We start from the raw sequence: 19,342 nt of genomic DNA, 5'->3' as shown, positions 1-19,342 counted from the left end.
AATATCTTGTGAACGCCCACTAGCCGCTGGTTCTTGCCACTGTTACATTTCCGGCCATGAATACGCAAAACACCACCCCCACCCGAAAAATCCTCGTCGTCGACGATGATCCGCGCTTGCGCGATTTGCTGCGTCGGTACTTATCCGAGCAGGGATTCAACGTTTTCGTTGCCGAAGACGCCAAAGAGATGGGCAAACTCTGGCAACGCGAGCATTTCGACCTGCTCGTGCTGGATCTGATGCTGCCTGGAGAAGATGGCCTGTCCATCTGTCGCCGGCTGCGCGGTGGTCACGACAATACCCCCATCATCATGCTGACGGCCAAGGCGGAAGAAATCGACCGCATCGTCGGCCTGGAAATGGGCGCGGACGACTACCTGTCCAAGCCGTTCAACCCCCGGGAACTGCTGGCGCGTATCAACGCGATCCTGCGCCGCCGCGGCACCGAGGAACATCCCGGCGCCCCCAGCCAGGAAAACGAGTCCATCGCCTTCGGCCCCTACACGCTGAACCTGTCCACCCGCACGCTCACGCGCAACGGCGAACAGGTGCCCATCACCACCGGCGAATTCTCGGTGCTGAAGGTGTTCGCACGCCACCCCAAGATCCCGCTGTCGCGCGACAAGCTCATGGAACTGGCGCGCGGCCGCGAATACGAAGCCTTCGATCGCAGCCTGGACGTGCAGATCTCGCGCCTGCGCAAGCTGATCGAACCGAATCCGTCCAAGCCCGTATTCATCCAGACCGTCTGGGGTCTCGGATACGTGTTTGTGCCGGACGGTGGTAGCTGACCGACTCGCCCGCCCCGGGCAGGAGCGCAGCCTCGTGCCCCGCTTGCGCAGAACCTTCAGGAACCTGACATCACGTTTGCGGCTCGGCTTGTTCGGCCGCACGTTCCTGTTGCTCGCCGCGCTGATGCTCGTCAGCCTGGGCGCGTGGCTACAAGTATTCTTCAGCATGGAGCTGGGACCGCGCGCCAATCAAATGGCGCAGCGGGTGATCACGGCCGTCAATATCACGCGCACCGCGCTGATCTACTCGCATAACGACGAGCGCAGCAAGCTGCTGCTGGATCTGGCCACCAACGAAGGCATCCAGGTCTATCCGCGCGAAGTCACCGACTTCGCCGAAGCCCTCCCGGACGACGATTACTGGCAACGCGTTGCCCAGCACATCCGCACGCGCTTCGGCCCGGAAACGCAGATTGCCTGGGGCGTCAACCAGGTACCCGGCTTCTGGGTCAGCTTCCAGATAGAAAAAGACCTGTATTGGCTGGTGTTCGAGCGCGAGCAGATCGGCCTGACGGGCGGGATCGAATGGCTGGGCTGGGGCGCCACGGCGCTATTGCTGTCGTTGGTAGGCGCCGCAGTCAGCGTGGGCTTCGTCAACCGGCCGCTGTCGCGGCTGGCCCGGGCCGCCCAGGTGCTGTCGCGGGGCGAAACCCCCGCCGCCCTGCCCGAGCAGGGACCACTGGAAATCCGCGACCTGAACGCCTCGTTCAACCGCATGGCCAAGGACCTCAGACAGGCGGAGGCCGACCGCGAGCTGATGCTGGCGGGTATCTCGCACGACCTGCGCACGCCGCTTGCGCGCATGCGGCTGGAGATCGAGTTGAGCGGCGTATCCGAGGACGCCCGCCAGGCCATCGACGAAGACCTGGGCCAGATCGACCACAGTATCGGCCAGTTGATGGAGTACGCGCGTCCCGCCGGCACGTTGCCGCAGCTGGCCACGGACATCTCCGCGGTGCTGGCCGAGCTCTACGAACGCGAACGCAGCCATACCGCATCCCTGGGCGGGGAGCTGGACGCCACGCTGGAGCCTGGCCTGCGCGCCCGCATCACGGCGCTCGACCTCAAGCGCATCGTCAGCAACCTGATCGAGAACGCCCGCCGCTACGGCCGTTCGGCCGATGGCATGGCGCATCTCGTCATGACACTGCAAGCTGAAGGCTCCATGATCGTGATCGAGGTGTCCGACCGCGGTCCCGGCATCGCGCCGGAAGACGTCGACCGCCTGTTGCGGCCGTTCTCGCGCGGCGAAGCCGCGCGCACTGGCGTCAGCGGCGCGGGGCTGGGCCTGGCCATCGTCGAACGCCTGCTCAAGCATGTCGGCGGCTCGTTGCGCATGCTGCCGCGCGAGGGCGGCGGCCTGACCGCAAGGATAGAGTTGCCCAAAGCAAAGTTTAGGAATTATCAATTAGACAACGAGAATCCATAGCGTAGAATTAAGGTTTGAGGCGCAGCCTTAATTCCACCAACAACTGGGAGTAAACATGAAAACTGTTGGCGACAAACTCGAACCCTTCAAGGTCACCGGCGTCAAGCCCGGCTTCAACCAGCACGAAGAAAACGGCGTGTCGGCGTTTGAAGACATCACCGAAAGCTCGTTCCCCGGCAAGTGGAAGGTCATCTACTTCTACCCGAAAGACTTCACGTTTGTTTGCCCGACCGAAATCGTCGGCTTCAACAAGCTGGCCAAGGATTTCGAAGACCGCGACGCCGTCCTGCTGGGCGGCTCGAGCGACAACGAATTCGTCAAGCTGGCATGGCGCCGTGAGCACCCGGACCTCAACAAGCTGGGTCACTACCAGTTCGGCGACACCACCGGCGCTCTGATCGACCAGCTGGGCGTGCGTGAAAAGGGCGCTGGCGTTGCCCTGCGCGCCACCTTCATCGTTGATCCGGACAACACGATCCAGCACGTTTCGGTGAACAACCTGAACGTCGGCCGTAACCCGGAAGAAGTTCTGCGTCTGCTCGACGGTCTGCAAACCGACGAGCTGTGCCCGTGCAACCGTACGGTTGGCGGCGCCACGCTGTAATTTCCAGCCCGGCCCGGGACCCGATTGCGGGTCCTGCGCTGGGCTTTAACTGCTCTAGATTATAGGTAAAAGCTATGGAATTTCTTACGACCATTAAGGAACAACTGCCGGATTGGGCCAAGGATATCCGCCTGAATCTGGACGCCGTGATCGCCCGCTCGACGCTGGCTCCTGAAGATGCCGTCGGCGCCGCGCTGTCCGCCGCCTACGCCGCGCGCAGCCCGGTGCTGGTCGAAGCCTTCAAGAGCGGCCTGTCCGAAGGCGACGCCAACGCCGCGCTGACGGCCTCGGCCCTCATGGGCATGAACAACACCTGGTATCCGTACGTCGAAATGACTGGCGACGCCCAATTGAAGAGCCTGCCGGCCCAGTTGCGCATGAACGCCTACGCCACCCACGGCGGCGTGGAAAAGAAGCGCTTCGAGCTGTTCGCCCTGGTGGCCTCCATCATCGGCAAGTGCCACTTCTGCGTGGCTTCGCACTACGAAAACCTGAAGAATGACGGCCTGTCGACCGAGCAGCTGCGCGATGCCGGCCGCATCGCCGCCGTGGTCAACGCTGCCGCCCTGGCGCTGGCTGCCCAAGGCAAGTAAGCCTCCGTCCGGCAAAAAAAGCCCGCCTGCGTAACCGCAGGCGGGCTTTTTATTTACGTCGCCGACCGTTTATTTCTTCGGCATGCTCGACGTGGTGGGCAGGCCGTTCGCGACCCAGGCCTCGACGCCGCCGCGGTACCAGTACACGGTCCAGCCCAGCGTGCCGGCGCGCAGCGCCGCGTTGTAGGCGGAACGATCGTTCATGCCGGCGCCCAGGACCACGACGGGCGCCTTGCGATCGCCACCGTTGTTCTTCAACAGCCAGGCGTCGAAGCCTTGCTGCAGGTGATCCGTAACGCTGCCGTCCGAACCCGCATCGGTCAGCGGATAGCCGATAGGCACCGTGTCGCGCAGCCCGCTGGTATCGACGATGAGGAGATTCTTGTCTTTCTTGATCATCCCGACCAGGTCGGCGGTCGTGATCACCTGGGCCCGGTAGATCTTGTTGGGCGTCGGCCCCTTGTACGGCGCGGTGAACAGCATGGTCGTGGCCGGCACGCCAAAGTCCTTCAGCTCGTCGATGGCGCTGGCAGGCAGGCCCTGCCCCGGCTGCGCCGGCTGCTGCCGCGGCGCAGCCGAGCCCGGAGCCGCCCCTGCCTGAGCGACCTCGCCGCCCACGGTACCCATCTCGATGTCGGAAATCATCACCGCGATGTTTTCGATCAGCTCATAGCACATGGTGATCGAGCCTTCGCGCGGGCTGTACCAGGCATTGAGCTGGCCGCAGTCCTTGAACACCACGTTGACCGGGCGCGGCAGCACGTAGCGTTCGCCCAGCAGCTTGATGTTGTTCGAGATCGCTTCGGACAGATTGTTCGCAAACAAGTTGCCGATCTTGCGCTTGGACGGCTGGAACACCACCTTCACCGGCGCGCCGGGCGCATTCGCCGGCTGCTGGCCTTCGGGCGTCCAGGTGCCCACGCGCGTGTGAGGCGCCAGGATCTTGTTCCAGGCGCGGTTCTGCTTGTTGAATTCATCCGCGCAACGCGCCCGGGTCCGGTCCTCCAGCCCGACGTGTTTGGCAATGGACTCGAACACGGCGGGGTTGCCGCCGTACATGATGCAGAGCATGTTGCGAAAACGCTTCAGGTCGCCAGTGTGCTCGTCTTGCCAGGCCGAGGAGGCGTCGGCCCCCCTGCGCTCGGCCACCTTGCCGCTGTAGTACCACTGCAAGGCCGCGTACTTTGCCGCGTCCTGCGCCATGGTGTTCACTTCCTTGTTGTCCGACGGATACATGGTCGGCTCGACGATCTGCAGCGCCGAATAGATGTCGACCGCGTCCTCTTCCGCCCCCGTCGAGGGCAGCTCCAGCTCGCCGATCAGGGCGTGCCCGAACTCGTGCATGAAGATGCTGCGCATGATGCCGATGTACACCGACACAATGCGCATGGTGTCGCCGCCAAAGCGCGGATAGGGGCCTTCCCCCGGCAAGGCAGGGTTGTAGTCACCGCCGCCCTGTCCAGCGGCCGGAGCCTGCGCCTGGGGCTTTTGCGCCGTGCCCCCGCCTGCGTTGCCGCCGCGCGCGGGCAAGGTGCCGGCCGCCGGCGCCGCGGCGGATTGGCCGCCGGTCATCGTGATCTTGAAATCGGCAACGCCGAAGGTGCCTACGTCGTAGGCCATGATGCCCAGCTCGGCGCCCGTGGCGGGCTCATTGCTGACATCGCCGATCTGCTGGCCGTTGACGATGAAACGGGCCGCGCCGGGCAGCTCGACCACTCTGATGCGGTCGGTACCGTCCAGCTTCGCTACGTTGGGCAGCGCAGCGATGTCGCGGCGATCCTTCCCCTGCAGACAGAACAGCAGCGTATTCTTGTCGGCCGTGAGTTCGAGCAGGCACAGGCTCTTGTTGGCGCGGTTGCTCAGCGCCACGCCGATGGACGCTTTCGGATTCGGCGACTTGACGACCACATTGACGTCGGTCACCCGGCCCGATTCCGGCGCCGGCCCGACATTCATGTACAGCGTCTGTTCGCTGTCGGCCTTGTTCGCGTTGTGCAGGGTGAACCATCCATCCTGCACGCCGGCGGTCCAGCCCTCAAGCATCTGCTGCTTGACCGCGCCGGCCAGCGGGCCGAGCTGCTGCTCGTACTGCGCATGCGCGGGCAGGCTTACCGCGCCGAAGATGGAAGCCAGGGCGATGCCACGTAAATGCATCCGAATGTCTCAGTAGTCGAAATGAAGTAGCGCAGAATATGCCAGATCAATCCGACCCGCTTATTCATTTGTTAAAGATGTATCAAAACCAAATGAATTGCGGAGAATATGCGAAAGCCCCTTGCCCGCGGGCCCCGCGGCGGGCTAGGAAATCCGCCCCAATAGCGCCACCACCGTCGCCGCGATGCCTTCCTTGCGGCCCAGGTACCCCAGGCCTTCGTTGGTCTTGGCCTTGATGTTGACCTCGGTCTCGGCCAGCCCGGTATCCGCGGCGATGTTCTTCACCATGGCCGGCGCGTGCGGACCGATCTTGGGCGCCTGCGCGTGCAGCGTGGCATCGATGTTCACCGGCGTCCAGCCCGCGGCGCGCACGCGCGCCATGGCCTCGCGCAGCAGCACGCGGCTGTCGGCGCCCTTGAAGGCCGGGTCGGTATCCGGAAAGTGGCGGCCGATGTCGCCCAGGCCGGCGGCGCCCAGCAGCGCGTCGGTAATGGCGTGCAGCAGCACGTCCGCGTCCGAATGCCCCAGCAAGCCATGCGTGTGGGGAATCGTGACGCCGCCGATGATCAGCGGGCGGCCCTCGACCAGCGCGTGCACGTCGAAACCCTGGCCGACGCGAAAAGGAATACTCATAGCCATTTTTCCATCAGTTCAAAATCGTCCGGCCACGTCACCTTGAAATTGCGCATGGCGCCGGGCACCAGCAGCGGCGCATAGCCAGCCGCCTCGATGGCCGAGGCCTCGTCGGTGACGGCCGCGCCGCTCACCGAGGCCGCCGTCAGCGCATCGCGCAGCACGCCGGCCCGGAACATCTGCGGGGTCTGCGCCAGCCACAGGCCATTGCGGTCCAGCGTGCGCTCCACACGCTCGTGGCCGGCCTTGACGGTGTCGGCCACGGGCAGCGCCAACAGGCCGCCCACGGGATCCGCCAGGCAGGCGTCGATCAGGCGGCCCAGCGCCGTTGCCGGCAGCCCGGGGCGCGCGGCGTCATGCACCAGCACCCAGGTATCGTCGGCCACGCCGCTGTCGGCCAGCGCGCCCGCCACGGTATCCGCGCGGGTCGCGCCGCCGCAGGCGCGCCACACCGTGCGCGGCAGGCCGGCCAGCGCGGCATCGACCCAGCCGTCTCCAGGCGTCACGGCCACCCGCACCTGCGAGATGCGTTCATCGGCCAGCAGCGCGCATACCGCATGGCGCAGCATGGGCTGTCCGGACAGCGGACGGTACTGCTTGGGCACGGTTTCATGCCCGGGCCGGCTGGCGCGGGCCCCTACGCCCGCAGCGGGCACGATTGCAATGAGGGAGGCAGACATGGTGCGGTGATTTTATAATCTTCCGCTTGATGCCTGCTCCCAGCCTGATGCCAGCCCCCTCCGCCCCCGCCACCTTCGCGCCTCCCGTCCCCGCTACGGCCCCCACCCTGTCCGCGCTGAAGGCCGGCGCGCGCTATGCGCAGCCGCGCCCTCCAGGGTCCGGCGACGCCTGGCTGCTGGCGGACCTGGCGCGGCAGGCCTCGGCGGCGCTGGTCATCCTGACCGCTGAGCCGGTCGAGGCCCAGCGCCTGGCCGAGGAAATCCAGCTGTTCGCTCCGGACCTGCGTGTGCGCCAGCTGCCCGACTGGGAAACGCTGCCCTACGACGCCTTCTCGCCGCACCAGGACCTGATTTCGGAACGCCTGCACACGCTGCACTCGCTGATGACCAAGTCGGTGGACGTGCTGACGGTGCCGGTCACCACGGCGTTGTACCGGCTGGCGCCGCCCTCTTTCCTGGCGGCCTACACCTTTTCCTTCAAGCAGAAGGACAAGCTCAACGAAGCCGCGCTGCGCGCCCAGCTGACCCTGGCCAACTACAACCACGTCACCCAGGTAACGGCGCCCGGCGAATTCTGCCTGCGCGGCGGCCTGATCGACCTGTTCCCGATGGGCTCGGTGGTGCCCTACCGCCTGGACCTGTTCGACGACGAGATCGAGACCATCCGCAGCTTCGACGTGGACACGCAACGCAGCCTGTACCCGGTGCGTGAAGTGCAGCTGCTGCCCGGCCGCGAATTCCCTATGGACGAAGACGCGCGCAACCGCTTCCGGGCGCGCTTCCGTGAAGTCTTCGAGGGCGACCCCTCGCGCGCGCTGCCCTACAAGGACATCGGCAACGGCATTCCGTTCGCTGGCGTCGAGTACTACCTGCCGCTCTTCTTCGAGGAAACGGCGACGCTATTCGACTACCTGACGGAAGGCACGGTCACCGTCACCGTGGGCGACATCGACGACGCCATCCAGCGCTTCAACCAGGACACCTCCAGCCGCTACGGCTTCCTAAAGAGCGACCGCGAACGGCCGGTGCTGCCGCCCTCCGAACTGTTCCTGGACAACGAGACGCTCTACGCACGGCTGAAGGATTTCCGCCGGCTGTCGCTGACTGCCGGCCAGCCGCATCCGGACTTCCGGGCGGCGCCCGACGTGAGCGTGGCGCGGCGTTCTGAAGATCCCATCGCCAAGCTGCGCGCGCTGGTGCAGGCCGGCCAGACGCGCGTGCTGCTGTGCGCCGACTCCGCCGGCCGGCGCGAGACCCTGGTGCAGATGCTCAACGAGTTCGGCGTCACGCCTGACGCGCAGCCCGACACCATCGAAGCCTTCCTCGCTTCGGACGCCCATTTCGGCATCGTCGCCGCACCGCTGTCCACCGGCTTCGGGCTGCCCCAGGCCAATCTGGCCTTCCTCACCGAAAACGACCTGTACCCGGGCCTGGCCACCACCGGCCGCCGCGGCAAGCGCGACCAGGAACGCGCCAGCAACGTCGAAGCCATGGTGCGCGACCTGTCCGAGCTGCGCGCGGGCGACCCAGTGGTCCATGCGCAGCATGGCATCGGCCGCTACCACGGCCTGGTCAACATGGACATGGGCGAAGGCGGGATGGAGTTCCTCCATCTGGAATACGCCAACGGCAGCACGCTTTACGTGCCGGTGTCGCAGCTGCACGTGATCGCCCGCTACAGCGGCGCCGATCCGGAGGCCGCGCCGTTGCATCAATTGGGCTCCGGCCAATGGGACAAGGCGCGCCGCAAGGCCGCCCGGCAGGTCCGCGACACTGCCGCCGAACTGCTGGCCCTGTACGCCCAGCGCGCCGCACGCGAAGGCTACGCCTTCAACCTGCCGCTCAACGACTACCAGGCGTTCGCCGAGGGCTTCGGCTTCGAGGAAACGGCCGACCAGGCCGCCGCCATCGAAGCCGTCATCGCTGACATGACCTCCGGCCGCCCCATGGACCGTCTGGTCTGCGGCGACGTGGGCTTCGGCAAGACCGAGGTCGCGCTGCGCGCCGCCTTCCTGGCCGTGGCCAATGGCAAGCAGGTCGCCCTGCTCTGCCCCACCACGCTGCTGGCCGAACAGCATGCACAGACCTTCTCCGACCGCTTCGCCGACTGGCCTGTGAAGGTCGTGGAGCTGTCGCGCTTCCGTTCGGCCAAGGAAGTCTCCGCCGCCATCGAAGGCATCAACGACGGCCGCGTGGACATCGTCATCGGCACCCACAAGATCCTGTCCAAGGACGTGAAGTTCAAGCGCCTTGGCCTGGTCATCATCGACGAAGAGCACCGCTTCGGCGTGCGCCAGAAGGAAGCTTTGAAGGCGCTGCGCGCCGAGGTCGACGTGCTGACGCTGACCGCCACGCCCATTCCGCGCACGCTGGGCATGTCGCTGGAAGGCATACGCGACTTCTCCGTCATCGCCACCGCGCCGCAAAAGCGCCTGGCCATCAAGACCTTCGTGCGGCGCGAGGACGGCAGCACCCTGCGCGAAGCGCTCTTGCGCGAACTCAAGCGCGGCGGCCAGTGCTACTTCCTGCACAACGAAGTCGAGACCATCCACAACCGCCGCGCCCGCCTGGAAGAACTGGTGCCCGAAGCCCGCATCGCCGTGGCCCACGGCCAGATGCCCGAGCGCGAGCTGGAACAGGTGATGAAGGGCTTCTACCAGCAGCGTTACAACGTGCTGTTGTGCACCACCATCATCGAAACCGGCATCGACGTGCCCAGCGCCAACACCATCGTGATCCACCGGGCCGACCGCTTCGGGCTGGCCCAGTTGCACCAGCTGCGCGGCCGCGTCGGGCGCTCGCATCACCAGGCCTACGCCTACCTGCTGACGCCCGGTGAAGACGCCATCACCAACAACGCCAAGAAGCGCCTGGAAGCCATCCAGGCCATGGAAGAGCTGGGCTCGGGCTTCTACCTGGCCATGCACGATCTGGAGATCCGCGGCACGGGCGAAGTGCTGGGCGATTCGCAGTCCGGCAACATCCAGGAAGTCGGTTTCTCGATGTACAACGAGATGCTCAACGAAGCGGTGCGCGCGCTGCGCGCCGGTGAAGAGCCCGACCTGGACGCGCCCTTCAACCTGGCCTGCGAAGTCAATCTGCACGCCCCGGCGCTGCTGCCGTCCGACTATTGCGCCGACGTCCATGCCCGCCTGGGCATCTACAAGCGCCTGGCGCACGCTGCGGACGAAGACGATCTGATCCACATCCAGGAAGAACTGATCGACCGTTTCGGCAAGCTGCCCGAGGCCGCGCAGACGCTGCTCGCCACGCACCGCCTGCGCCTGGCCGCCCAGCCCCTGGGCATCGTCAAGATCGACGCCAGCGAAACCCAGGCGCTGCTGCAGTTCGGCCCCAAGACCTCGGTCGATCCCGGCAAGATCATCGAACTGGTGCAACGCCAGCGCCACATCAAACTGGCGGGACAGGATAAATTGCGGGTTGAGATCAAGGCCGCGCAGATTCCTGCCCGCGCCGATGCCGTGCGCGCCGTGCTGCGCGCCTTGAAGTAACCGTCAAACCACACCGATTTCTATGACTACCCATCACCTTGTCGTCCAATCCCCCGGCCTGACCGTGGAACATGCTGAACAGTTGGCGGCCCTGGCCCAGGCGCAAGGCGTCGCGCGCATCAGCGCCACTGCCGCCCGCCTGCTCGACGTGCAGCACGACGACTCGACCCGCGCCGACGTCGTGGGCTGGGCAGAACGCCATGGCGTCGACACCGCCTTCCTGCCCGCAGGCCTGAAGCTGTCCGGGTGCAAGGTGCTGGCCATGGACATGGACTCCACGCTGATCAACATCGAGTGCATCGACGAGATCGCCGGCGTGGCGGGCTTGAAGGACAAGGTCTCCGAAATCACCGAGGCCGCGATGCGCGGCGAGATCAAGGACTTTTCCGAAAGCCTGCGCCGCCGCGTCGCCCTGCTCGAAGGCGTGCCGGCCGATGCGCTGGAACAGGTCTATGCGGACAAGCTGCGTCTGAACCCCGGCGCCGAACGCCTGATCACCACGGCCCAGGCGGCCGGCATCAAGGTGCTGCTGGTCTCTGGCGGCTTCACTTTCTTCACCGAACGCCTGCGCCAGCGCCTGAACCTCGACAGCGCGCACGCCAACACCCTGGAAATCGCCAACGGCGTGCTGACCGGCAAGGTCTTGGGCGACATCCTCGATGCCGACGCCAAGGAAGCCCACCTGCGCGAGTTCGCCCGCGAGCACGGCGCCTCCCAGGAGCAGATCATCGCCATGGGCGACGGCGCCAATGATCTGAAGATGCTGGGCATCGCCGGCTTCCCCGTCGCGTACCACGCCAAGCCGCTGGTGCGTCAGCAGACGCGTTATGCGCTGAATGTGTCGGGGCTGGACGGGGTGCTGAACTGGTTCGAGAGCTGATCGCGCCACGCCCGGCGCCTGTGCTCGCAGCCGGCGGCCAAGCATGAAAAAAGCCACCTCGCGGTGGCTTTTTCATTGCAGCGGCGTATCAGTACCGCACGCGCAGCGAAAGCAGCGCAGCCCGGCCAGTACCCAGCGCCGCATAGTGCGCCGCATAGGCCTTGGTGTAGTACGTTTCGTCGAAAATGTTCAGCACGTTCAACTGCGCCGACATGTGGTCGTTGAATTCATACGCGGCCATGGCGTCGAAGCGCCAGTAGGAAGGCACCCAGCGCGCCTTGGGCGAGCCGTCGGCGTTCTTGGTCGCGTCCGAATTGCCGTACACCTTGTCCACGTAGTAGGCGCCGCCGCCGACCGTCAGCTTGGGCAACACCTTGTAGGTGGTCCACAGGCTGAAGGCATTGCGCGGGGTATTGGGCAGGTCCTGGCCCACGGCGCCGCTGTTGTAGGCGCCCTTGGTCATTTCGCTGTCCATGAAGGTGTAGCCGCCGAACACGTTCCACTTGGGCGTGATGCTGCCCGAGAAGCCCAGTTCGATGCCGCGCACCTTGGCTTCGCCGACCTGTGCGGTCTCGGTGGCCGAAACGGCCACGCTGGTGTTCTTGCGGATGTCCTGGAAGGCCGCCGCCGACAGCGTCAGGCGGTCATCGAACACCTGCCACTTCGTGCCGAGTTCCACCGTACGGCTCTTCTCAGGCTCGAGCGACTGGTTCGAGACCGACACGGCGTCGCTGATCGCGCTGGAGGCGATGGCCGACGGCGTGGACGAAGTGCCATACGTCGCGTAGATGGTGCCGTTGGGCGCCGGCTTGTAGGCCAAGCCAATCTGGTAGTTGAAGAGATTGTCCTCGCGGCTGGTGCTGTAGAACGCCGGGGTGCTTGCCGGGTCGTTCCGGCCCTTGGCGATGTTGCTGCCGCTGGTGCGGTAGTTGTCCCAGCGCAAGCCCAGGCTGGCCTGCCATTGTTCGTTGAACTTGATCGTGTCGAAGCCGTAGAGCGCGACCGTATCCGTGTTGTAGCGCGCGGGATTGTTGTTGCGCTGCAGATGGCCAGGGTAGTAAGTACCCGGGTCCGGATCCCACAGCGAAGCGCACAGCGCCGGGTTGGCGTAGGTGTTCTTGCCATTGGCCGTGCCAGTCACGCAACCGCTGGTGCCGGCGGGAACGCCCGACTCGGTGTAGCCGTCCTTGTCTTGCTTGATATTGCTGTACTCGAAGCCCAGGTCGAACGAGTGCTTCAGGCTGCCGGTATCGAACTCGCCCGTCAGGTTGGTCTGGTTGGCGAAGCTCTTGGTGACGTAATAGCCCGACTTGAGCGCCCGGTACACCAGGCCATTCGGAATGTTGCCCTTGCTGTCGTCGGGGTTGGTCGCAGCAAAGTCGGTCGTGCCGCGGCCGTAGCGTGTCACGTTGCGCAGCTGCAGCTTGTCGGAGAAGTCGTGCTGGAAGTCCACCGTCGCAACGTCGTCGCGGGTCTTCATGAAATCGCGGCCCTTCAGGCCATAGAAGCTCTTGCGGCTCACGCCCATGGTCTCCGTCACCGGCTGACCCGTTTTCGGGTCATACGGGATGGAGTAATCCGGCATGCTGTCGTCTTGGTAGTGGTAGTAGCTCAGCGTGATGCGGGTCGGCGTGCCCACGCCCAAGGTCAGCGAGGGCGCCACGCCCCAGCGCTCGAAGTCCACCGCGTCGTCGCGGCCCGGCGCATCGCCCTTGTTGCCCATGACGTTCAAGCGGAACGCGGCCTTGTCGGCCAGGCGCCAGTTGCTGTCGATCGTCGCGCGGTAGTTGTTGTCCGTGCCGATCTGCGCCGTGGCTTCCGTGAAGTCGGTGGCCTTGGGCGTCTTGCTGACCATGTTGATGCTGCCGCCCGCGCCGCCGCGGCCGGAGTAGACCGAGTCCGGCCCCTTGATGACTTCGACCTGTTCCAGGTTGAAGGTGTCACGCACCTGCGTGCTGGAATCGCGGATGCCGTCCAGGAAGATGCTGCCGGCGGAGTTCTGGCCACGGATGATGGGCAGGTCGCCGCCCGGGCGGCCGCCTTCGCCTGCGCCAAACGTGATGCCGGGCGAGTTGCGCAGGACGTCCTGCAGCGTGGACGCGGCCTGGTCCTGGATCACCTGCTTCGGCACGACCTGCACCGTGCGCGGGGTGTCCAGCAGAGGCGCCGTGAACTTCGGCGACTGCGCCGTGGAGGTCTGGTACGACGACCCCTCACCCTCCACGCGCACGGGCGCAAGTTGCGTCACGCCCGAATCCGCGGATTGGGCGGCGGCGTACGGGCTGATGAACAACGCGGGGGCCGCTATCGCGGCGGCCAGGGAGGTAGTGAGCGTATTCAGCGAATACGTATCTTGGGGCTTCAAACCAGCTTCTCCGAATGTAAATAGCAACGATTCTTGTTTTTTTACCGGTTGCGATTGTGAACTCGAGGGCTGAACGGAACCTGAAAAATAGCTTTACGCTCACATAAAATGAAAAAAAACAACACTCAATACTTATAGGGTCAATACCGAACTTTCGCGCGGTGCGGCTAGTGGGTTCAGCCTCGCGCCCCCACAGGCTCTCACGCTACGGAATGCCGATGGAGACGCCCGGAAGGGCCTCTGGGAAGCCAAAGCGCATAAGAGAGGACATTCCCTCATTGCGCAAAAAAAAACGCCCCGCGGGGCGTTTTTCATGCACGAACCAAGCTGCCTTCAGGTGCGCAGGCGCGGGTGCCGTTTGAACAGATAACGGTACACGAACCCCGGATAAGCCAGCACCAGATACAGGCTCAGGGTGATCGCGTAGAACTCCCAGGTCTGGGAAAACCGGTTGCCCAGCGTGGATTCGAACGCGAAACCGAGCGCGCCGACGATGGCATAGAACACCAGCACTTCGATCAGGCGCATCCAGAACGGCTTGACTGCCGCCACTCCGCCCTGCTTCCAGGGCATGACGGCGAAAACCCGCTCCGTCAGGAACGGGAGATTCGCGCTGACCAGGGCCAGCGCGATCAGCAGCCATACCGCCAGAGTCTGGTTCATGGCCCCGTTTTCCGCTTACAGGCTGAGCGAGCTGCGGATGGCCTGCACGCACAGGGCCATCAGGCCGCCCGGCAGGATGCCCAGGATCAGGATCAGTGCGCCGTTGACCGACAGCACGCCGCGCTGGCCGCAGGTGGCGACCATCGGCGCGGCATCGGCGGCCGGCTCGTCGAAGTAAACGACCTTGACCACGCGCAGGTAGTAGAACGCGCCGATCAGCGAGAACAGCACCGCGATCACGGCCAGCGTCACGTGGCCGGCGCTGACCAGCGCCTGCAGCACGGCCAGCTTGGCGTAGAAGCCCACCAACGGCGGAATGCCGGCCAGCGAGAACATCAGCAGCAGCACGATGGCTGCATGCCAGGGGCTGCGGCGGTTCAGGCCCTTCAGGTCGTCGATGTGTTCGCACTCGAAACCTTGGCGCGACAGCAGCAGCACGATGCCGAAGCTCGCCAGCGTGGTCAGCACGTAGGTCAGCATGTAGAACAGCGAGGCGCCGTAGGCGGCCGACGACAGTTCCGGCTTGCCCGCGACCGAACCGGACATCAGACCCAGCAGCACGAAGCCCATGTGCGAGATGGTCGAGTAGGCCAGCATGCGCTTGAAGTTGGTCTGCGCGATGGCCGTCAGGTTACCGATGGCCAGCGACAGCACCGCCAGGATCATCAGCATCGGCTGCCAGTCGGCGGCCAGGCCGTGCAGGCCATCGACCAGCAGGCGCAGCGTGATGGCGAATGCAGCCAGCTTGGGCGCGCCGCCCAGGATCAGGGTGACGGCGGTGGGCGAACCTTGGTAGACGTCCGGAACCCACATGTGGAACGGCACGGCGCCGAGCTTGAACGCCAGGCCCGACACCAGGAACACGATGCCGAACACCAGGGCCAGCTTCTCGGCCTTGCCCGCGGCGATGACCTTGGACACTTCGGCCAGATCCAGGTGGCCGGTGGCGCCGTAGATCATGGACATGCCGTACAGCAGGAAGCCCGAGGCCAGCGCGCCCAGCACGAAGTACTTCATGGCGGCTTCGGTGGCGACGACGTTGTCGCGGCGCAGCGCGATCAGCGCGTACAGCGCCAGCGACATCAGCTCCAGGCCCAGGTAGATGGAGATCAGGTTCCCGGAGGAGATCATGACCATCTGGCCCAGCAGGGCGAACAGCGTCAGGACGTAGAGTTCGCCGCCGCGCATCATGTCGCGCAATTGCGCGTAGACGCGGCCATAGACCAGGGTCGCGGCCACGGCGATGTAGGACGCGATCTTGAGCAGATGCGACAGTTCGTCGGTAACGTACAGGCCGTTGAAGGTCGAACCAACAACGCCGTTCTTCCATTGCAGGGCCGACACGACGGTCAGCACGCCCAATGCAAGCATGGTCAGCAGAAACGTCGGCTTGCGCTCGGGGTGATTGCTGACCGCGTCGACGAGCAGGATAGCCAGGCCGAAAACCAGCAGGAGGATTTCCGGTGTCGCCAGGGCGAAATCGATTTGGGATTGCATCATTGTCTTGTCTTACAGTTTCGAGACGGCAACGTGTTGCAGCAGGGCCTCCACCGAAACGTGCATCACGTCGGTAAAGGGCTTGGGATAGATCCCCATGTACAACACGGCGATCGCCATCACGCCAAGAATCACAAACTCGCGGCGGTTGATATCGGTCAGCTCGCGCACGTGGTCGTTGGCGACGTCGCCCAGGACCACACGCTTGACCATCCACAGCGAATACGAAGCGCCCAGAATCAGGGCGGTCGCCGCCAGCAGGCCGATCCAGAAGTTGTGCTCGACCGCGCCCATGATCACCATGAACTCGCCAACGAAACCGCTGGTGGCCGGCAGGCCGCTGTTGGCCATCGAGAACAGGATGAAGAAGGTGGCGAAACGCGGCATGACGTTGACCACGCCGCCGTAGTCGGCGATGCGGCGCGAGTGCATGCGGTCATAGAGCACGCCGATACACATGAACATGGCGCCCGACACAAAGCCGTGCGAGATCATCTGCACGATGGCGCCTTCGACGCCGGCCGTGTTGAAGATGAAGAAACCCAGCGTCACGAAACCCATGTGGGCGACGGACGAATAGGCCACCAGCTTCTTCATGTCGTCCTGGACGATCGCAACCAGGCCGATGTAGATCACGGCGACCAGCGACAGCGTGATCATCAGGCCGGCCAGGCTGTGCGAGGCGTCGGGAGCGATCGGCAGCGAGAAGCGCAGGAAACCGTAGGCGCCCAGCTTCAGCATGATCGCGGCCAGCACGATGGAGCCGCCGGTGGGAGCTTCGACGTGAGCGTCGGGCAACCACGTGTGGACCGGCCACATCGGCACCTTGACGGCAAAGGCCGCCAACAGGGCCACGAAGATCAGGATCTGCGGGGTGTAGCCCAGCTTGGTCTGCTGCCAGGTCAGGATGTCGAACGAGCCGCCTGACACGTTCCACAGGTACACGAAGGCGACCAGCGTCAGCAGCGAGCCCATCAGCGTGTACAGGAAGAACTTGAACGCCGCGTACACGCGGTTCGGGCCGCCCCAGACGCCGATGATGATGTACATCGGGATCAGCGTGGCTTCGAAGAACACGTAGAACAGCATGCCGTCCAGCGCGCAGAACACGCCCACCATCAGACCCGACAAGATCAGGAAGGCGGCCATGTACTGGGACACGCGGCTGGTGATGACTTCCCAGCCGGCCAGCACCACGATGATGGTGATGAAGGCGGTCAGGAGCACGAACCACATCGAGATGCCGTCGATGCCCAGGTGGTAATTGACGTTGAAGGCCTCGATCCAGGAGGTCTTCTCCACGAACTGCATCTTGGCCGTGGTGGAGTCGAAACCGGTGTACAGCGGGATCGTGACGAGGAAACCGGCGATTGAGCCGACGAGCGACAAGCCGCGCGTCAGGCCGGGACGGTCGTCACGGCCCACCGCCAGCACCAGCAGGCCGAATACGATCGGGACAAAGATCGCAAGCGTGAGCCAGGGGAAAGTGTTGGATGCCATCTCGCTTGCCATCATTGGGGAATCAGCACAAAGAAAGTCACCAGCGCCATGATGCCGATGATCATCGCGAACGCGTAGTGATAGATGAAGCCGGACTGCAGGTGACGGCTGACCGCTGCCACCCAGCCCACCACACGGGCGCTGCCGTTGATCAGCAGGCCGTCGATGATGCCGCGGTCACCGGTCTGCCACAGGCCACGGCCCAGGCAGCGCAAGCCGCGGGCGATGATCTGCTCGTTGACCCAATCCACGTAGTACTTGTTCTCGAGCACCTTGTTGATGCCGGACAGGCTGGACTGGATCTTGGCCGGAACCTTGGGATTGATCAGGTAGCAGTACCAGGCGATGACCGCGCCAGCCACGACCAGCCAGAACGGAACCGTCTGGAAGGCGTGCAGGCCGAAGGCCACCCAGCCGTGCCACTCTTCATGCAGCTCGTGCATGGCGGGATGCTGCGGCAGGACCTTGATGACGCCGTCGAAGAACTTGCCGAACAGCATTGGATCGACCACCAGGGCGCCGATGATGACCGACGGGATCGCCAGCAGCACCAGCGGCAGCGTGACCACCCAGGGCGACTCATGCGGCTTGCCGCCATGATGGCCGTGGTCGTCGTGGCCGTGATCGTCGTGGCCATGACCATGGCCGTGGTCGCTGGTGTCGAAACGTTCCTTGCCGTGGAAGACCAGGAAGTACACGCGGAACGAGTACAGCGAGGTCACGAACACGCCGATCAGGGTCGAGTAGTACGCGAAGTTCGCGCCCCAGACGTTTGCGGCGCCGGCGGCCTCGATGATGTGTTCCTTCGAGTAGAAGCCCGAGAAGAACGGCGTGCCGACCAGGGCCAGCGTGCCCAGCAGGAAGGTGATCCAGGTGATGGGCATGTACTTGCGCAGGCCGCCCATGTTGCGGATGTCCTGGTCATGGTGCATGCCGATGATGACGGAGCCAGCGCCCAGGAACAGCAGCGCCTTGAAGAACGCGTGCGTCATCAGGTGGAAGATCGCGACCGAGTAGGCCGAAGCGCCCAGCGCGACCGTCATGTAGCCCAGCTGCGACAGCGTGGAATACGCGACCACGCGCTTGATGTCGTTCTGGATGATGCCCAGGATGCCCAGGAACAGCGCGCCGATGGCGCCGATCACGATGATGAAGGACAGCGCCACGTCGGACAGTTCGAACAGCGGCGAGAAACGCGCGACCATGAAGATGCCGGCCGTCACCATGGTGGCGGCGTGGATCAGCGCGGAAATCGGGGTCGGGCCTTCCATCGAGTCAGGCAGCCAGGCGTGCAGCGGAACCTGAGCCGATTTGCCCATGGCGCCGATGAACAGGCAGATGCAGGCGACCGTCAGCAGCATCCAGTCGGAACCGGGCAGCGTCAGCGTGGCCAGCTTGTCGGCCTGGGCGAAGACTTCGCCGTAATGCATGGTGCCGGCGTAAGCGAACAGCAGGCCGATGCCCAGCACGAAGCCGAAGTCGCCGACGCGGTTGATCAGGAACGCCTTCATGTTGGCGAAGATCGCCGTGGGACGGGTGTACCAGAAGCCGATCAGCAGGTACGACACCAGGCCCACCGCTTCCCAGCCGAAGAACAGCTGCACCATGTTGTTCGACATCACCAGCATGAGCATGGAGAACGTGAACAGCGAGATGTACGAGAAGAAGCGCTGGTAGCCGGGATCATCCGCCATGTAGCCGATGGTGTAGATGTGCACCATCAGCGACACGGAAGTCACCACGACCATCATCATGGCCGACAGGGGATCGATCAGGAAGCCGATTTCCAGCTTGGTCTGGCCGATCAGGCTCCAGGTGTAGACCGCGCCGTCGAAGCGCAGGCCGTTGAGCACGTCGTTCAGCACCACCACCGAACCGATGGTGGAGATGAGCACGCCCAGGATGGTGATCATGTGCGAAGCACGGCGGCCGATGGGACGGCCCAGGAACCCGGTGCCGAAGAGGCCCGCGAGAATCGCCCCGGCCAGCGGAGCCAGCGCGATGAGCAAGTAGAGATTGGGTGAGCTAGACATTTTCTTCC

The 19,342-nt window shown here is 64.5% G+C and carries 14 protein-coding genes; 6 read left to right on the top strand and 8 right to left on the bottom strand.

Features of this window, described 5'->3' with window-relative positions; translation table 11 throughout:
* The first annotated feature begins 56 nt into the window (after positions 1 to 56).
* From risA to HV766_RS12310, 4 genes are all read left to right on the top strand, one after another.
* The gene (gene risA / locus HV766_RS12325; protein ID WP_013392162.1) at positions 57 to 791 is read left to right on the top strand and encodes a response regulator transcription factor RisA; all 735 of its coding nucleotides are present in this window, start codon (positions 57 to 59) and stop codon (positions 789 to 791) included.
* Positions 792 to 825: 34 nt separating this feature from the next.
* Positions 826 to 2,220: a sensor histidine kinase RisS gene (gene risS / locus HV766_RS12320; protein ID WP_059374934.1), complete on the top strand. Its 1,395-nt coding sequence runs from the start codon at positions 826 to 828 to the stop codon at positions 2,218 to 2,220.
* A gap of 55 nt (positions 2,221 to 2,275) precedes the next feature.
* Positions 2,276 to 2,824, top strand: coding sequence for a peroxiredoxin (locus HV766_RS12315; RefSeq protein ID WP_006389231.1), 549 nt, complete (start codon positions 2,276 to 2,278; stop codon positions 2,822 to 2,824).
* A gap of 74 nt (positions 2,825 to 2,898) precedes the next feature.
* A complete protein-coding gene (locus HV766_RS12310; protein ID WP_042796792.1) occupies positions 2,899 to 3,417 on the top strand; it encodes a carboxymuconolactone decarboxylase family protein in 519 nt (172 codons plus the stop codon).
* 69 nt (positions 3,418 to 3,486) lie between these two features.
* Here HV766_RS12310 and HV766_RS12305 read toward each other — a convergent pair whose 3' ends face one another.
* The 3 genes from HV766_RS12305 to ispD all read right to left on the bottom strand — a co-directional run bounded on the left by HV766_RS12305 (position 3,487) and on the right by ispD (position 6,884).
* Positions 3,487 to 5,571, bottom strand: coding sequence for a DUF4344 domain-containing metallopeptidase (locus HV766_RS12305; protein ID WP_119450991.1), 2,085 nt, complete (start codon positions 5,569 to 5,571; stop codon positions 3,487 to 3,489).
* A 144-nt stretch (positions 5,572 to 5,715) separates the two neighbouring features.
* The gene (gene ispF / locus HV766_RS12300; protein WP_054450511.1) at positions 5,716 to 6,204 is read right to left on the bottom strand and encodes a 2-C-methyl-D-erythritol 2,4-cyclodiphosphate synthase; all 489 of its coding nucleotides are present in this window, start codon (positions 6,202 to 6,204) and stop codon (positions 5,716 to 5,718) included.
* Entirely contained in the window at positions 6,201 to 6,884 is a 684-nt protein-coding gene (gene ispD / locus HV766_RS12295) for a 2-C-methyl-D-erythritol 4-phosphate cytidylyltransferase (protein ID WP_054450509.1), read from the bottom strand. Before ispD ends, ispF begins: the two co-directional genes overlap by 4 nt.
* 29 nt (positions 6,885 to 6,913) lie before the next feature.
* On the opposite strand from ispD, the gene mfd reads away from it, so the two are divergent.
* Both mfd and serB read left to right on the top strand, forming a co-directional pair.
* Positions 6,914 to 10,396, top strand: a complete 3,483-nt coding sequence (gene mfd / locus HV766_RS12290; protein ID WP_437340958.1) for a transcription-repair coupling factor — start codon at positions 6,914 to 6,916, stop codon at positions 10,394 to 10,396.
* Between the two features lie 22 nt (positions 10,397 to 10,418).
* Positions 10,419 to 11,276, top strand: coding sequence for a phosphoserine phosphatase SerB (gene serB / locus HV766_RS12285; RefSeq protein ID WP_054450505.1), 858 nt, complete (start codon positions 10,419 to 10,421; stop codon positions 11,274 to 11,276).
* A gap of 88 nt (positions 11,277 to 11,364) precedes the next feature.
* On the opposite strand, the gene HV766_RS12280 is transcribed toward serB, so the two are convergent.
* The 5 genes from HV766_RS12280 to nuoL form a co-directional block, all read right to left on the bottom strand.
* A complete protein-coding gene (locus tag HV766_RS12280) occupies positions 11,365 to 13,641 on the bottom strand; it encodes a TonB-dependent receptor (protein ID WP_054450500.1) in 2,277 nt (758 codons plus the stop codon).
* 333 nt (positions 13,642 to 13,974) lie between these two features.
* Positions 13,975 to 14,304 carry a DUF2818 family protein gene (locus tag HV766_RS12275; RefSeq protein ID WP_054450498.1) on the bottom strand — a complete coding sequence of 110 codons (330 nt, stop codon included), beginning with the start codon at positions 14,302 to 14,304 and terminating at the stop codon, positions 13,975 to 13,977.
* Between the two features lie 15 nt (positions 14,305 to 14,319).
* A complete protein-coding gene (gene nuoN, locus HV766_RS12270; protein ID WP_119449060.1) occupies positions 14,320 to 15,804 on the bottom strand; it encodes an NADH-quinone oxidoreductase subunit NuoN in 1,485 nt (494 codons plus the stop codon).
* A gap of 9 nt (positions 15,805 to 15,813) precedes the next feature.
* Complete coding sequence (locus HV766_RS12265) at positions 15,814 to 17,316, bottom strand: NADH-quinone oxidoreductase subunit M (RefSeq protein ID WP_054450494.1); 1,503 nt, start codon at positions 17,314 to 17,316, stop codon at positions 15,814 to 15,816.
* On the bottom strand, positions 17,313 to 19,334 hold the full coding sequence (gene nuoL / locus HV766_RS12260; RefSeq protein WP_054450492.1) for an NADH-quinone oxidoreductase subunit L: 2,022 nt from the start codon (positions 19,332 to 19,334) through the stop codon (positions 17,313 to 17,315). The genes HV766_RS12265 and nuoL overlap by 4 nt, the downstream gene beginning before the upstream one ends.
* Positions 19,335 to 19,342 lie beyond the last annotated feature (8 nt).

Source organism: Achromobacter aegrifaciens, from assembly GCF_902859735.1.
Lineage (GTDB): Bacteria > Pseudomonadota > Gammaproteobacteria > Burkholderiales > Burkholderiaceae_B > Achromobacter > Achromobacter aegrifaciens.
Note: the sequence above shows the minus strand (reverse complement) of the source record. Positions and strands in the feature narration are given on the sequence as shown.